The organism is Streptomyces sp. NPDC087270 (assembly GCF_044744625.1).
In the GTDB taxonomy this organism is placed as follows: Bacteria; Actinomycetota; Actinomycetes; order Streptomycetales; family Streptomycetaceae; genus Actinacidiphila.
In genome coordinates, this window is the sequence record NZ_JBIUYR010000023.1 from 131,234 (window position 1) to 145,422 (window position 14,189).

13 protein-coding genes are annotated in these 14,189 nt (G+C 73.8%); 3 read left to right on the plus strand and 10 right to left on the minus strand.

Going from position 1 to position 14,189, the window contains the following annotated elements; genetic code table 11:
• Nucleotides 1-25 precede the first annotated feature (25 nt).
• The 4 genes from ACIPAE_RS34595 to ACIPAE_RS34610 form a co-directional block, all read right to left on the minus strand.
• Nucleotides 26-220 (minus strand): DUF3046 domain-containing protein, encoded by a 195-nt coding sequence (locus ACIPAE_RS34595; protein WP_328470190.1) that lies wholly within the window; start codon nucleotides 218-220, stop codon nucleotides 26-28.
• 42 nt (nucleotides 221-262) lie between these two features.
• Nucleotides 263-580: an AzlD domain-containing protein gene (locus ACIPAE_RS34600; protein ID WP_366409993.1), complete on the minus strand. Its 318-nt coding sequence runs from the start codon at nucleotides 578-580 to the stop codon at nucleotides 263-265.
• On the minus strand, nucleotides 577-1,290 hold the full coding sequence (locus ACIPAE_RS34605) for an AzlC family ABC transporter permease (protein WP_402450730.1): 714 nt from the start codon (nucleotides 1,288-1,290) through the stop codon (nucleotides 577-579). Before ACIPAE_RS34605 ends, ACIPAE_RS34600 begins: the two co-directional genes overlap by 4 nt.
• 129 nt (nucleotides 1,291-1,419) lie before the next feature.
• On the minus strand, nucleotides 1,420-2,256 hold the full coding sequence (locus ACIPAE_RS34610) for an AraC family transcriptional regulator (RefSeq protein WP_328470184.1): 837 nt from the start codon (nucleotides 2,254-2,256) through the stop codon (nucleotides 1,420-1,422).
• Between the two features lie 92 nt (nucleotides 2,257-2,348).
• Here ACIPAE_RS34610 and ACIPAE_RS34615 point away from each other — a divergent pair, with 92 nt between their 5' ends.
• Both ACIPAE_RS34615 and ACIPAE_RS34620 read left to right on the plus strand, forming a co-directional pair.
• Nucleotides 2,349-7,046 (plus strand): ATP-dependent helicase, encoded by a 4,698-nt coding sequence (locus tag ACIPAE_RS34615; protein WP_402450732.1) that lies wholly within the window; start codon nucleotides 2,349-2,351, stop codon nucleotides 7,044-7,046.
• 37 nt (nucleotides 7,047-7,083) lie between these two features.
• Nucleotides 7,084-7,935, plus strand: coding sequence for a DNA-formamidopyrimidine glycosylase family protein (locus ACIPAE_RS34620; protein ID WP_402450734.1), 852 nt, complete (start codon nucleotides 7,084-7,086; stop codon nucleotides 7,933-7,935).
• 452 nt (nucleotides 7,936-8,387) lie between these two features.
• Here ACIPAE_RS34620 and ACIPAE_RS34625 read toward each other — a convergent pair whose 3' ends face one another.
• The 4 genes from ACIPAE_RS34625 to pgsA all read right to left on the minus strand — a co-directional run bounded on the left by ACIPAE_RS34625 (nucleotide 8,388) and on the right by pgsA (nucleotide 11,152).
• Nucleotides 8,388-8,858 (minus strand): DNA starvation/stationary phase protection protein, encoded by a 471-nt coding sequence (locus tag ACIPAE_RS34625; RefSeq protein WP_329364066.1) that lies wholly within the window; start codon nucleotides 8,856-8,858, stop codon nucleotides 8,388-8,390.
• 283 nt (nucleotides 8,859-9,141) lie between these two features.
• The gene (locus ACIPAE_RS34630) at nucleotides 9,142-9,543 is read right to left on the minus strand and encodes a helix-turn-helix transcriptional regulator (protein WP_328470176.1); all 402 of its coding nucleotides are present in this window, start codon (nucleotides 9,541-9,543) and stop codon (nucleotides 9,142-9,144) included.
• Between the two features lie 131 nt (nucleotides 9,544-9,674).
• Entirely contained in the window at nucleotides 9,675-10,304 is a 630-nt protein-coding gene (locus ACIPAE_RS34635; protein ID WP_402450736.1) for a CinA family protein, read from the minus strand.
• A 14-nt stretch (nucleotides 10,305-10,318) separates the two neighbouring features.
• Nucleotides 10,319-11,152, minus strand: a complete 834-nt coding sequence (pgsA, locus tag ACIPAE_RS34640) for a CDP-diacylglycerol--glycerol-3-phosphate 3-phosphatidyltransferase (protein WP_402450737.1) — start codon at nucleotides 11,150-11,152, stop codon at nucleotides 10,319-10,321.
• A 69-nt stretch (nucleotides 11,153-11,221) separates the two neighbouring features.
• Here pgsA and ACIPAE_RS34645 point away from each other — a divergent pair, with 69 nt between their 5' ends.
• A complete protein-coding gene (locus ACIPAE_RS34645; RefSeq protein ID WP_402450740.1) occupies nucleotides 11,222-11,359 on the plus strand; it encodes a hypothetical protein in 138 nt (45 codons plus the stop codon).
• 110 nt (nucleotides 11,360-11,469) lie between these two features.
• On the opposite strand, the gene rimO is transcribed toward ACIPAE_RS34645, so the two are convergent.
• Complete coding sequence (gene rimO, locus ACIPAE_RS34650) at nucleotides 11,470-13,167, minus strand: 30S ribosomal protein S12 methylthiotransferase RimO (RefSeq protein ID WP_402450742.1); 1,698 nt, start codon at nucleotides 13,165-13,167, stop codon at nucleotides 11,470-11,472.
• An 89-nt stretch (nucleotides 13,168-13,256) separates the two neighbouring features.
• On the minus strand, nucleotides 13,257-14,075 hold the full coding sequence (locus tag ACIPAE_RS34655; protein WP_329364071.1) for a RodZ domain-containing protein: 819 nt from the start codon (nucleotides 14,073-14,075) through the stop codon (nucleotides 13,257-13,259).
• Nucleotides 14,076-14,189: the final 114 nt, after the last annotated feature.

Below are 14,189 nucleotides of genomic sequence, written 5' to 3' on the forward strand. Positions count from 1 at the left end.
CATTCGCGGCACTTCGGACGGATGGTCAGCGTCGAGCGGCGGGCACGTCCATGGCCACGCAGACCGCCCGCCAGACGTCCTTCGCCTCCCAGCCGTCCTCCAGCGCCTGGACGACCGTACGGCCGCCCAGTTCGGACATCACATGGTCACGCGCGAAGGAGTCGGCGTAGGTCTCGCCGAACTGCGCGCGCATCCGCTCCCAGAACATCGTCAGCCGCATGGGTGCCAGTATCCCTCGGTCGCCGGCCGCCCCTCGTACGGCCTACATCGCCCGTACCGCGGCGGTGACCAGTACCGCGGCGGCGACCACCACGAGGAAGGGAGCGCGCAGGAGCAGCGCGGTGGCCGCTGCCGCCAGCCCCGCGGTCCGCGCGTCGATCGCCAGGCGCAAGGCATCGGTGCCGAAGGTCTGCAGCGCGGTCAGGGCGGCGAGCAGGGCGATGGGCAGCAGAGCGGCCAGTCGCTTGACGAGCGGGCGCTCCAGCAGCCCCGCGGGCACGGACAGGCCGAGCAGTTTCACTCCGTAGCAGCCCAGGGCGGTGGCGCCGATGGCGATCCACGTTCCCGTTTCCCCGGTCATCGCGCGGCCCTCTTCTTTACGGCCAGCACCAAGGGCGCCGCCAGAGCCGCGACCAGCACCGGCACCCCGGCGGGCAGCACGGGCAGGCAGACCAGCGCGAGCAGGACGGCGAGCGCGGCCACCGCCCGTTCGGTGCGTCCCTTCACCATGGGTGCCAGCAGGGCCAGGAAGACGGCCGGCCCTGCGGCGTCCAGTCCCCAGGCGTCCGGATCACCGAGCGCCGACGCGCCCAGGGCTCCGAGCAGCGTGGTGAGGTTCCACAGCACGTAGAGACTCGTGCCCGTGACGGTGAAGCCGAGCCGGGCGGTGGCCCGTTCGCGCTGCGCCAGGGCGACCGCTGAGGTCTCGTCGATGACCCACTGGGCGGCCAGCGGCCGTACGGACGCCGGAAGGCGCAGGAGTTGCGAGAGCCGCAAACCGTAGAAGGCGTTGCGGGTGCCCAGGAAGAACGCCCCGGCCGCCGCCGCGAACGGACTGCCTCCCGCACCGAGCGCACTCACCAGCGCGAACTGCGAGGCCCCGGTGAACACGAGCAGCGACAGGACGCAGCTCTGGAGGACGGACAGGCCCGCGCCCGCCGAGGTCACTCCGAAGGCGAATCCGGACAGTCCGACGGCGACCCCTACTCCCAGGGCGTCTCGGACCACTTCTGCTCGGGGCCGTGGCGGCTGCCGCACGGTGTCCGGCCCCGTCGTCTGCGCTGTTTTCACTCGATCAGGCTAGGAAGACCGCCGCCTGCGGGTCTTGTACGTTCTTGCGGCGGCGGCCCCGCGGCGATACCGGGGGGATACCGGGCGATACGGGCCGCCCGCCGGCCGTCCGAACGACGCGGCCGCGGGTCAGCGCTCTCGTACGATCTTCCGCTCGCGCTGGTACGCGCCGGGCGGGACCCCGACGATCCGGCTGAAGTGGCGGTTGAGGTGCGGCTGGTCGGTGAAGCCGACGGTGACCGCGGCTTCGGCCGGAGCGACGCCGGTGTCCAGGAGGCGGCGGGCGGCCCGGACGCGCTCACCGGTGAGCCACGCGTGCGGGGGCAGGCCGTAGGCGGCCTTGAAGGCGCGCAGCAACGCGAAGGGGCTGGTGGCCGTGGCGGCGGCGAGTTCGTCGAGACCGGGCGGGTCGGCCAGGTGGGCGGCGAGCAGTTCGCGGGCATGGGCTGCGGCGCCGGGAGCCGCCGCCCGCGGCCGGCCGCCGCGGGCGATGCCCCCGCTGTGGCGTGCCAGCAGCCGGGCGAGAGTCAGGCGCAGAAACGTCTCGGCGGCGAGCGCGTCGTCCTGCTCGGCTGCTTCGTGGACGGCCGCGATAAGGCGGGCCGCGGTCGGGTCGGCTATGACCGGGCCGGTGAAGAAAGGGGTGCCGCGCAGCCCGCGGGTCTCGGCGGCGACGGCCGACACGACGTCCGTCCGCGGATACAGGACCCGGTAGCTCCAGCCGCCGGCGGCGCCCGCGTACGCCGAGTGCGGGACCTCCGGGTTGATCAGGACGACGCCGCCCTCGCCGGCCCGCTCGGCACCGCCGGGCAGGCCGATGCCCTCCACCCCGCCGGTGACCGCCGCGATCACGTAGCCGTCGTGGGCATGACGGGAGAAGGTGTGCCGGATGTAGCGGGCCCGCAGCAGGTCAACCCCGGGCAGGCCCGGGTGCTCCCAGAATCGTGCCTGCTCACGCGCGGTCATGGGGACATTGTGTCGTGACCGCGCCAGGAGTTGTCCACAGCCGGAAGGGTGGTCGTCGGCGCGGTGTCGGTCCGGCGAGGCAGGATGGGGTCATGTCCAGTCCGTCCAGTCCGTCCGGTCCGTCCAGTCCTCAGTCCGATCCGCACAGCAGCCTCGACTCCTTCTCGCCCGCGACCCGCGCGTGGTTCACGGGAGCGTTCCGCGAGCCCACCGCCGCCCAGTCCGGCGCGTGGTCCGCCATCGCCGCGGACTCCGACGTGCTGGTCGTGGCGCCCACCGGGTCGGGCAAGACGCTGGCCGCGTTCCTGGCGGCGCTGGACCGGCTGGCCGCCACTCCGCCGCCGGCTGAGGCCCGTCGCCGCTGCCGGGTGCTGTACGTCTCGCCGATGAAGGCGCTCGCGGTGGACGTCGAGCGCAATCTGCGCAGCCCGCTGGCGGGGATTCGGCAGGAGTCCGTGCGGCTGGGGCTGCCGGAGCCGGAGGTGCGGGTCGGTATCCGGTCGGGTGACACGCCCGCGGCGGAGCGGCGCTCGATGGCCACCCGCCCGCCGGACATCCTCATCACCACGCCCGAGTCCCTCTTCCTCATGCTCACCTCCGCCGCGCGGGAGGCTCTGAGCGGGGTCGAGACGGTGATCCTCGACGAGGTGCACGCGGTCGCCGGCACCAAGCGCGGCGCCCACCTGGCGCTCTCCCTGGAGCGGCTGGACCGGCTGCTCGATCGGCCGGCCCGCCGGATCGGGCTGTCGGCCACGGTCCGGCCGGTGGATGAGGTGGCCCGCTTCCTTTCCCCGCAGCGGCGGGTGGCGATCGTGCAGCCGCCGTCCCAGAAGCGGTTCGACCTGTCGGTGGTCGTGCCGGTGGAGGATCTGGGCGAGCTGGGCAGTTCGCCGGTGATGGACGCGGCCGAGCACAGCGGGCCGGCCGCGGGGCCGGCGCAGCGGCCGTCGATCTGGCCGCACGTCGAGGAGCGGATCGCCGACCTGGTGCAGGCGCACCGCTCCACGATCGTCTTCGCCAACTCCCGGCGGCTCGCCGAGCGCCTGTGCAACCGGCTCAACGAGATCGGCCAGGAGCGTGCCGAGGGCGAGCCGCTGCCCGAAGCGCACTCCCCGGCACAGGTCATGGCGCAGTCGGGCGCTGCCAAGGGGGCTCCTGCGGTGCTGGCCCGCGCGCACCACGGCTCGGTGTCCAAGGAGCAGCGCGCGCTGGTGGAGGAGGATCTCAAGGCAGGGCGGCTGCCCGCGGTGGTCGCCACGTCGAGCCTGGAGCTGGGTATCGACATGGGCGCGGTCGACCTCGTGGTCCAGGTGGAGTCGCCGCCATCGGTCGCGTCGGGGCTGCAGCGGGTGGGCCGGGCCGGCCACCAGGTGGGGGCGGTGTCCACCGGGGTGGTCTTCCCGAAGTACCGCGGCGACCTGGTGCAGTCCGCGGTGGTCACCGAGCGGATGCGGGAAGGGGTCATCGAGTCGCTGCGGGTGCCGTCCAACCCGCTGGACGTGCTGGCGCAGCAGATCGTGGCGATGACCGCCCTGGACACCTGGGACGTGGACGAACTGCTCGCCCTGGTCCGGCAGGCGGCGCCCTTCGCGGCGCTGCCGCACTCCGCGTACACCGCGGTGCTGGACATGCTGGCCGGCCGCTATCCGTCGGATGCGTTCGCCGAGCTGCGGCCGCGCCTCGTCTGGGACCGGGTGGCCAACACTCTCACCGGCCGGCCGGGAGCACAGCGGCTGGCGGTCACCTCCGGCGGCACCATCCCGGACCGCGGGCTGTTCGGGGTCTTCCTGGCCGGGGCGGACCCCAAGAAGGGCGGCGGCCGGGTCGGGGAGCTGGACGAGGAGATGGTGTACGAGTCCCGGGTGGGCGACGTGTTCACGCTGGGCACCACCTCGTGGCGGATCGAGGACATCACCCGCGACCGGGTGCTGGTCTCCCCCGCGCCGGGCGTACCCGGGCGGCTGCCGTTCTGGAAGGGCGACCAGTTGGGACGCCCGCTCGAACTGGGCCGAGCGCTGGGCAGGTGGCTGCGGGAAGTGGGCGCGCTGCCCGCGGAGGCGGCCCGGGAGCGGTTGGCCGCGGCCGGCCTGGACCCCTGGGCGGTCGACAACGTGCTGTCGTACCTCGCCGAGCAGCGGCAGGCGTGCGGGCACATCCCGGATGACCGCACCATCGTGGTGGAGCGTTTCAGGGACGAGCTGGGTGACTGGCGGGTGATCATCCACTCCCCGTTCGGCGCCCAGGTGCACGCTCCGTGGGCGCTCGCGCTCGGAGCCCGGCTCCAGGAGCGCTACGGGTTGGACGCCCAGGCCATGCACGCCGACGACGGGATCGTGCTGCGCCTGCCGGACGCGGACCTGATGGGGCTCGACCTGCTGGACGCCGATCCTGTGGCGAAGGGGGCCGAGTTCGATCCGGAGCAGTCGCCGGTGGGGGCGGGCGATGTGGCCTTCGACAAGGGCGAGGTCGAGCAGTTGGTGACGGAGCAGGTGGGAGGGTCCGCGTTGTTCGCGTCGCGCTTCCGGGAGTGCGCGGCGCGGGCACTGCTGCTGCCGCGCCGCAGTCCCGGCCGGCGTACCCCGTTGTGGCAGCAGCGGCAGCGGGCGTCGCAACTGCTCCAGGTGGCGTCGGAGTTCGGGTCGTTCCCGATCGTGCTGGAGGCGATCCGGGAGTGCCTTCAGGACGTGTTCGACGTGCCGGGGCTGGTGGAGTTGATGGGAGACATCGAGGCGCGGCGGGTCCGGTTGGTGGAGGTGACCACGCAGGAGCCGTCGCCCTTCGCCCGTTCGCTGCTGTTCGGCTATGTGGCGCAGTTCCTCTACGAGGGCGACTCGCCGCTGGCCGAACGCAGGGCGGCCGCGCTGTCGCTGGATTCGCGGCTGCTGGCGGAACTGCTGGGGCAGGCGGAGTTGCGGGAGCTGCTCGATCCCGACGTGCTGGCCGATCTGGACAGCGAGTTGCAGTGGCTGACGGAGGATCGCCGGGTCAAGGACGCGGAGGGGGTCGCGGACCTGCTACGGGTGCTCGGCCCGCTGACCGGCACCGAGTTGGCGGTGCGCGGCGCGGAGGCGGGGTGGGCCGCGGAGTTGGAGGCGGCCAGGCGGGCGATCAGGGTGCGGATCGCCGGGGAGGAGCACTGGGCCGCGGTGGAGGACGCCGGTCGGCTGCGCGACGCGTTGGGCACGGCCTTGCCGGTGGGCGTGCCGGTGGCGTTCACCGAGCCGGTCAAGGACCCGCTGGGCGACCTGCTGGCGAGGTACGCGCGGACGCATGGCCCGTTCACGACGGGCGAGGCCGCGGCCCGGTTCGGTCTGGGTGGGGCCGTGGCGGACGGCACGCTGCACCGGCTGGCGGCGGCGGGCCGGGTGGCGCAGGGCGAGTTCCGTCCGGGCGGGGCCGGTCAGGAGTGGTGCGACGCCACGGTTCTGCGGCGGCTTCGGCGCCGTTCGCTCGCCGCGCTGCGGCAGGAGTTGGAGCCGGTGCCGCCGGCCACGCTCGGGGTGTTCCTGCCGCAGTGGCAGCAGGTCGGCACGCATGGTCTGCGCGGGATGGACGGCCTGGCACGGGCGGTTGAGCAGTTGCAGGGCGCGTCGGTTCCCGCGTCGGCGTTGGAGAAGCTGGTGCTGCCGTCCCGGGTGAGCGGCTACACCCCGGCGATGCTGGACGAGTTGACGGCCTCCGGCGAGGTGCTGTGGGCCGGAGCGGGGGCCCTGCCCGGCAAGGACGGATGGGTGTCACTGTATTTGTCCGAAAGTGCACCCTTGCTGCTGCCGGGTCCGCAGCCGTTGGAGCTGACGGAGTTGCACACCGCGGTGCTCGGCGCGCTGTCCGGCGGGTACGGCCTGTTCTTCCGGCAGATCGGCGAGCAGGTGCGGGCGACCGGGCTGACGGCGAGCGATCCGGAACTCGCCGACGCGGTATGGGACCTGGCCTGGTCGGGGCGGCTGACCAATGACACCCTCGCCCCGCTGAGGGCGCTGCTCGGCTCGGGCCGCACCGCGGGGGCGACCGCGCACCGGGCGCCGCGCTCGGTACCGCGCGGCAGGTACAGCTCGCTCGCCTCGGCCAGGTCACCACGGGCCACCGCCTCCCGGACCGGGCCGCCGACCACCGCGGGCCGCTGGTCCCTGGTGCCCGCACCCGAAGCAGATCCGACCCTGCGGGCGCACGCTCTGACCCACACCCTGCTGGACCGGCACGGCGTGGTCACCCGGGGCGCGGTGGCCGCGGAAGGAGTGGCGGGCGGCTTCTCGGCGGCATATCGGGTGCTGGCGGCGTTCGAGGAGACCGGGCAGGCCAGACGCGGCTACGTGGTGGAGGGTCTGGGAGCGGCGCAGTTCGCGATGGACGGCGCGGTGGACCGGCTGCGGGCCCTCAGCACAGCGCGGGAGCGGGAGGAGGAACGCCCCGACCGGTCCCGCACGGTGGTGCTGGCCGCCGCGGACCCGGCCAATCCGTACGGCGCCGCGCTGCCGTGGCCGGAGCAGCCCGAGGGGGTCTCCCACAAACCCGGGCGGAAGGCGGGCGCCCTGGTGGTGCTGACCGACGGCGAGCTCGCCCTGTATGTGGAGCGGGGTGGCAAGACCCTGCTGGCCTGGCCACGGGACGAGATACGGGTCGGGGCCGCGGCGGACGCCCTCGCGCTGGCGGTCCGGGAGGGAGCGCTGGGCCGCCTCACGGTGGAGCGTGCCAACGGCGAGTCGGCGCTGACCTCTCCGCTGGGCCGGGCGCTGGAGGCCGCGGGGTTCCACGCCACACCGCGCGGGCTGCGGCTGCGGGAGGACCGCTGATGCGAGGTGGGGACGGCGCAGGCGCCATCATGGAGGGGTGCCCGAAGGAGACACGGTCTGGCTGACCGCCCATCGACTGCACGCGGCGCTGGCCGGGCAGCCGCTGGTGCGGGCCGATCTGCGCGTGCCGAAGCTGGCGACCGTGGACCTGGTGGGACGGCAGGTGCTGGCGGTGGTGCCGCGCGGCAAGCACCTGATGGCGCGGCTCGAAGGCGACATGACGCTGCACAGCCATCTGCGGATGGACGGGGCGTGGCACCTGTACGGGGCCGGGGAACGCTGGCGGGGCGGCCCGATGCACCAGGTGCGGGCGGTACTGGCGGCGGGTGAGCGGGTCGCGGTCGGCTACCGGCTGCCGGTGCTGGAGTTGCTGCGCACCGAGGAGGAGGGCGAGGCGGTCGGCCACCTCGGGCCCGACCTGCTCGGGCCGGACTGGGACGCGGAGCAAGCGCTCGCCCGGCTGGCCGCGGACCCGGACCGCCCGGTCGGGGAGGCGTTGCTGGACCAGCGGAATCTGGCCGGGATCGGGAACGTCTACGTCGCCGAGCTGTGCTTTCTGCGCGGGGTGACGCCGTGGACACCGTTCGGGGCGGTGCCGGCGCCGGAGCGGCTGGTGGCGCTGGCCAGACGACTGCTGGAGGCGAACAAGGCGCGCCCCGGCCATGTGACGACCGGGGACACCCGTCGCGGGCGCACCCACTGGGTGTACGGCCGGGAGCACCAGCCGTGCCTGCGGTGCGGCACTGCGGTCAGGTCGGCCCGGCACGGCGATGACACCCGGCAGCAGGATCGGGTGGCCTACTGGTGCCCGCGGTGCCAGCGAGGTCCGGCGCCAGCTCCAGACCCAGGTCCAGATCCAGGCCCCGCGTCGTCCTCGGCCAGGTGCTGATCCCCGGGAAGGCCGGACCCCGCCGGCACGGGAGCGGTCGCCTTCGTCCGGCGGCGCCGCGCCGCCTCCTGCCGCCGTGCGGGCACCGCGTGCATGGGGATCAGGCCGAGGCTCCACCCGCCGGCGACGATCGCGGCGTGCACGCCGCCGGCCGGACCGCCCGAGGTGTCGGGCCGCAGACCGAACCGCAGGACCGCCAGCCACCACAGCACGCCGCCGACCAGGGCCAGCACCACGCGCACGCCACCCGCACTCTGGCCCCGGCCCCGGACCCGGGCCGTCGCGGCGGGCCCGGGCGAATTGGGCGCCGCCACCCGCACCGCCGGTATCGCCGCCGGTATCGCCGCCGGAGCGGGCCTGGGACGCGTGCGCGAGCAGGTCCGGGTCCGGGACCGGGACCGTGTTGTCCGGGTCCGTATCGTCGGAGTCCTTCGAGGGCCGCGCATGGCGCCTCAGACGTTCTCCGCCTGGAACATCCAGTGGAACTTCTCCAGGTCGGCGGTGATGCCGATGAGGATGTCCTGGGTCACCGGGTCGGGCTTGTCGGTGGTCTGGATGCGTTCACGCATCCGGGTGATGCAGGCGTCGAGGGCGGCGACCATGATCTCCACGACCTCGCTGTCCTTGACCCACCCGTCGGTGACGGTGTCGATGCCGCTGGTCTTGGCGACGGTGCCGGCGCGGCCGTCGGGGGTCACGCTGATCGCGGAGGCACGCTCGGCGACAGTGTCGGAGGCGACGCGAGCACTGTCCACGACCTCGTCCAGCTGGAGGTGGATGGACCGGAACCGGGGGCCGATGACGTTCCAGTGCACCTGCTTGGCCAGCAGTGACAGGTCGATCAGATCCACCAGGGCACCCTGGAGGGCTTCACCGACGGTCTTGCGGGCCTGCTCGGCCAGGGGGCTCTTCACGACAGACATGCGCTTGTCTCCTCGCGGATCGACGCGTTCGGGTCTGATTCATCCCGTACTGACCTTCTGCGCCTACCCTGCCCTCGCGCACCACACATGGCAAAAGACAGCGGCCGCGGTACCCGCCCCCGCACCCGCCCCCGCACCCGCCCCCGATCGGCAGCTCGGCACGCGCCGTGTGCGCCCCGCAGGAAACACGACGGCCCAGCCACGGGACGGGTTTCGTCCCGTGGCTGGGCCGACAGGTGCGCTCAACCGCTGACGCACGCGTCCAGCGGCGGTACGAGCAGGTTCAGGCGGCGACGACGTCCACGGCTTCCGCGGACTTCTTGGGCGCCTTGATGGTGATCCGTTCGTCCGGCGCGGACGGTACGGCCGTGACGGAGGTGACGGACGTGACCGCGCCCAGCAGGGGCCTCATCGGCGCGGCCGGAGTCTCGGCCGCCGACGACTGAGCCAGCTCCGCGAGCGACAGGTCGTCGCTGACCTCGCGCATCACCTCGGACATCGGCACGTCCAAGGCGTCGCAGATCGCCGAGAGCAGTTCGGAGGACGCCTCTTTCTGCCCCCGCTCGACCTCCGAGAGATAGCCCAGGGAGACCCGGGCCGACGAAGAGACCTCACGCAGAGTGCGGCCCTGGCGCTGGCGCTGCCGACGCAGCACGTCACCAAGCAGGCGACGGAGCAGGATCATCGGTGGCTCCCTCCTCGGACCGCGAAACCGCATCCTTCTCGCCCCACCGTACCGCCTCGGGCACCGCCCGTGCGGGGAGCGAAGACGTGTTCACTCAGGGCTGCAAACATCACTTCCCCCCGTCTTCTTCCCTATCCTTGGCCGCCGGTAGTCGTACCGGGACCGTTACGTGTGGCCGTTCGGCCCTTGCCGTTCCGCTGTCCTTCGGCCGCGGCCGTGGTGGACTCCGGACCCGCAACCGTACTCCTCCGCAGTTCGGCGGTGAGCAGTTCCAGGACAGCCGCCACCGACGCCCGGCGGATCGTGCCGCGGTCCCCGGAGAGCCGCAGCGGGACGACCACGGCGCCCGACGGGCCGGCGACGGCGACGAAGACCGTGCCGACCGGCTGACCGTCCTGGGGGGTGGGGCCGGCGACGCCGGTGGTCGCGACGCCCCAGTCCGCGCCGAGCCGGTGGCGTACGCCCTCGGCCATCCCGCGCGCCACATCGGGGTCCACCGCACCCCGCTCGGCGAGCAGAGCGGCGTCGACGCCGAGGATCTCGTGCTTCAGCTCGGTCGCGTACGCCGTGACCGAACCACGGAAGGCCCGCGAGGCGCCGGGAACGGCAGCCAGTTCAGCGGCCACCAGGCCGCCTGTGAGCGACTCCGCGACCGCGAGCGTCGCCGCGCGACCCACGAGCAGCCGCAGGGCCTCACGCGCGGACTCAGCCGGTTCCGCGGACCCGGCGGGCTCGGACTGCCCCGAAGCCTGCGACCCCACCGGCCCCTCCGCGCTCATACGCCCTGCCGACGCTCGCGCTCGGCGGCAGGCGCGGGGGCGGGGGCGGACGCGGGTGCGGGGTCGGCCCCAGGCGCGGTCTCGGCCCCCGACACGGGCTCATCCGCCGGCTCGGCCCGGTGCGCTCCCCCGGCCCTCGTCCCCGTTCCCGGCCCGCTCGTCGCCGCGAGCGTCGCCCCGGACGCGCCCCCGGGCGCCGTCACCGACACCCGCGCACCGCCCCGAGCGCCCTGAGCGCCCTGAGCGGTCGCCGTGGGAGCGCTCGCCGCCGGAGTGGTCGCCGTCTCGTCGTGAGCCGCATCGGCGGCCTGCGCCGCCAGGCCCGCCCGGCGCAGGACGACCGCCTGCCGTACGTAGTCCACGCCGCTCGCCACGGTCAGCACGACCGCGACCGCCATGATCCAGGCACGGATACTGGCCAGCGGACCGGTCAGCACCAGGATGTACATGCCGACCGCGACGCCCTGCGTGAGCGTCTTGAGTTTGCCGCCGCGGCTCGCGGGGATGACGCCGTGCCGGATCACCCAGAAGCGCATGAGGGTGATGCCGAGTTCACGGAAAAGGATGACCCCGGTGACCCACCACGGCAGGTCACCCAGAGCGGACAGCCCGACCAGCGCCGCGCCCATGATCGCCTTGTCCGCGATCGGGTCGGCGATCTTGCCGAAGTCCGTGACGAGGCCGTAGCGCCGGGCCAGTTCGCCGTCGAAGAGGTCGGTGATCATCGCGATCGCGAAGGCGGCCCAGGCGAAGGAGCGCCAGGCCGGGTCGTTCCCGTCGTCGTGCACGAGCAGCAGCACGAACCCCGGGACCAGCACGAGCCGGGTCATCGTCAGCAGGTTCGCGACGTTCCAGAGCCCGGCCTGGCCGCTGCCCCGGCCGGCCTGCGCACCGGCTTCGTGCGCACCACCAGCACCCTCGACACCAGCACCAGCACCAGCACTCTCGACACCAGCACCAGCGGCACCAGCGCCCGCAGCACCGGCACCCGCACCCGCACCCGCGGCGCCAACACCCTCAGCACCAGCACCCCGTGAACCACCGGAGGCCCCGCCCCGCCCGCTCCCGTCCCCACCGGTGCCGGCCTCGGCCGGACGCGCCGCGGTGGCCGCCCGCAGCGGCGGCGGTGTGGGCTCGGCGCCTCCGCTCATCTGCCCACTCCCTCGGAACACTCCGCGCCCTGGCCGCCGGCCGCACCGGCCAGCTCGGGCAGCACTTCGGCGATCAGGTCCACGCCCTCGGTGCCCGTCACCTTCGCGGTCACGAACGTCCCGGGCGCCGGCCGCCACTCCCCGCCGGATGCCCCAACGGCCGCCGCGCCCGCCGCGTTCCCACCGGGCGGCAGCAGGACGACCTGGCCGTCGGTCTCCGGCGCCTGGTGGTCGGCGCGGCCGGTGACCTCGCCGGTCTCCTCGTCGAACGCCTCGACCAGCACCCGCAGGGTGGCGCCGAGCCGCTCCTCCGCGCGCTGCGCGGTCAGTTCCTCGGCCAGCCGGGAGACCCGCGCGAGCCGGGCGGCGACCACGTCCTCGTCGAGCTTGTGCTCGAAGGACGCGGCCTCGGTGCCCTCCTCGTCGGAGTAGCCGAACACGCCGATGGCGTCGAGCCGCGCCTCGCTCAGGAACCGCTCCAGTTCGGCGAGGTCCTCCTCGCTCTCGCCGGGGAAGCCGACGATGAAGTTGGACCGGACGCCGGCCTCCGGCGCCTTCGACCGGATCGTGTGCAGCAGTTCGAGGAACCGCTCGGTGTCGCCGAAGCGGCGCATGGCGCGCAGCACCCCCGGCGCGGAGTGCTGGAAGGACAGGTCGAAGTACGGCACCACACCCGGGGTGCCGGTCATGACGTCGATGAGGCCGGGCCGCATCTCGGCGGGCTGGAGGTAGCTGATCCGGACCCGCTCGACACCGTCGACGGCGGCCAGTTCCGGCAGCAGCGTCTCCAGCAGGCGGATGTCGCCGAGGTCCTTGCCGTAGGAGGTGTTGTTCTCGCTGACGAGCATGACCTCCTTGACGCCCTGCCCGGCCAGCCAGCGGGTCTCGCCCAGCACGTCGGAGGGGCGCCGGGAGATGAACGAGCCGCGGAAGGACGGGATCGCGCAGAAGGTGCAGCGGCGGTCGCAGCCGGAGGCGAGCTTCACGGACGCGACCGGGCCGGAGTCGAGCCGCCGGCGCAGCGGAGCGCGCGGCCCCGAAGCGGGAGCGACACCCTCCGGCAGATCGGGCACCTGCCAGGGCACGTCCGGGTCCGCGGTCGGGTGCGCCGCCGCGCGGACCGCACCGGACGCGCCCCCGTCCACACCGCTGCCGCTTCCGGTGCCTCTGCCCTCGTCCGCCTCCGCCGCGCCCTGCCCGTGTCCCGGCAGCGCCACCGCCCCGCTCCGCGCGCCCGTACCGGTCCCGGAGACCGCGCGCTGCCGCTCCACCGGGCTGACCGGGAGCAGCTTGCGCCGGTCGCGCGGGGTGTGGGAGGCGTGGATGCCGCCGCCCAGGATGGTGCGCAGCCGGTCGGAGATGTCCGCGTAGTCGTCGAAACCGAGGACGCCGTCGGCCTCCGGGAGCGCCTCGGCCAGGTCCTTGCCGTACCGCTCGGCCATGCAGCCCACCGCGACGACCGCCTGGGTGCGGCCCTGCGCCTTGAGGTCGTTCGCCTCCAGCAGGGCGTCCACCGAGTCCTTCTTGGCGGCCTCGACGAAGCCGCAGGTGTTCACCACGGCCACGTCGGCGTCGGCGGCGTCCTCGACGAGCTGCCAGCCGTCCGCCGCCAACCGGCCGGCGAGCTCCTCCGAGTCCACCTCATTGCGGGCGCAGCCGAGCGTGACAAGGGCGACGGTACGGGGTTCGGGCATAGGCACCAGCCTACCCGGTGGCCTTCTCGCGACTTCGCCGCGCGGTGCGCCGAACGCCCGTCCGCCCCCGTCGGTCCGGCGGCCCGCGGCTAACCCTGCGTCGGGTCGCCCGGCGTGTACGTCAGGCGGACGACCTGGCCCTTTCCGCCGGCCGGTCCGAGGTCCTTGCCGTTGACGAAGAGCTGGACCGCGCCCGCGTTGCCGACGATGAGCTTGATCTTCTTGTCGTCGGTCCAGGTCTTGGACTGGCCCTCCTTGAGGGACGCCTGGAAGAGCTGCTTGCCGTTGCCGTCGGTGGCCTGAATCCAGCTGGCGCCGCTCTCGGCGGTGACCTTGACCGTGACCTTCCCGGGCGGGGCCGCGGCGATGGCGCTGCCGGTGTCGGTCGGCTGCCCGGTCGGGGCGCCGTTGCCCTGCGGCGACGACGGGCTCGGGGACGTCGTGGTCGAGGCCGACGCGCTCGGGCTGGACTGGGCGCTGGTCTTGCCGCTGTCGCCGCCGCTCCCGCTGACGACGGTGTACCCGACGAAGCCGATGACGGCCACGATCGCAGCGATCATGGCGGCGGTCCAGTTCGGCCGACGCGGCTCGGACTTGATCCGCTCGGCCTCGTACAGCGGCGCGACCGGCGGGGGCGCGGAGTCGGTGTCGTGGTCGGCGGCGTACTGCTCGATCAGAGGCTCGGGGTCGACGCCGACGGCGCGGGCGATGGCGCGGATGTGGCCGCGGGCGTAGACGTCACCGCCGCAGCGGGAGAAGTCGTCCTGCTCGATCGACTGGAGGATCGGGACGCGTACCCGGGTGGTGGTGCTGACCTCGTCAACGGTCAGCCCCGCCTCGGTGCGGGCCTGAGCGAGGGCGCGGCCGACCGAAGGACGGTCGGCGGAGGGCGTGTTGCCGATGGACACGAGGGCGCCTTTCGAGCGTGCAGCCACCTGCTGGAAGTTCAGTCTAGGGGCGGTATGAAACACCGGGGCGGGCGGACTACGGATTTTCGTCGGCCCCACGGGCACGCGAGGGTG

Excerpts from the sequence above, each read along its gene's own strand:
- ACIPAE_RS34595 (WP_328470190.1), bottom strand. The coding sequence starts at position 220 with ATGCGGCTGACGATGTTCTGGGAGCGGATGCGCGCGCAGTTCGGCGAG.
- ACIPAE_RS34600 (WP_366409993.1), bottom strand. The coding sequence starts at position 580 with ATGACCGGGGAAACGGGAACGTGGATCGCCATCGGCGCCACCGCCCTG.
- ACIPAE_RS34610 (WP_328470184.1), bottom strand. The coding sequence starts at position 2,256 with ATGACCGCGCGTGAGCAGGCACGATTCTGGGAGCACCCGGGCCTGCCC.
- ACIPAE_RS34615 (WP_402450732.1), top strand. The coding sequence starts at position 2,349 with ATGTCCAGTCCGTCCAGTCCGTCCGGTCCGTCCAGTCCTCAGTCCGAT.
- ACIPAE_RS34625 (WP_329364066.1), bottom strand. The coding sequence starts at position 8,858 with ATGTCTGTCGTGAAGAGCCCCCTGGCCGAGCAGGCCCGCAAGACCGTC.
- ACIPAE_RS34630 (WP_328470176.1), bottom strand. The coding sequence starts at position 9,543 with ATGATCCTGCTCCGTCGCCTGCTTGGTGACGTGCTGCGTCGGCAGCGC.
- pgsA (WP_402450737.1), bottom strand. The coding sequence starts at position 11,152 with ATGACCCGGCTCGTGCTGGTCCCGGGGTTCGTGCTGCTGCTCGTGCAC.
- rimO (WP_402450742.1), bottom strand. The coding sequence starts at position 13,167 with ATGCCCGAACCCCGTACCGTCGCCCTTGTCACGCTCGGCTGCGCCCGC.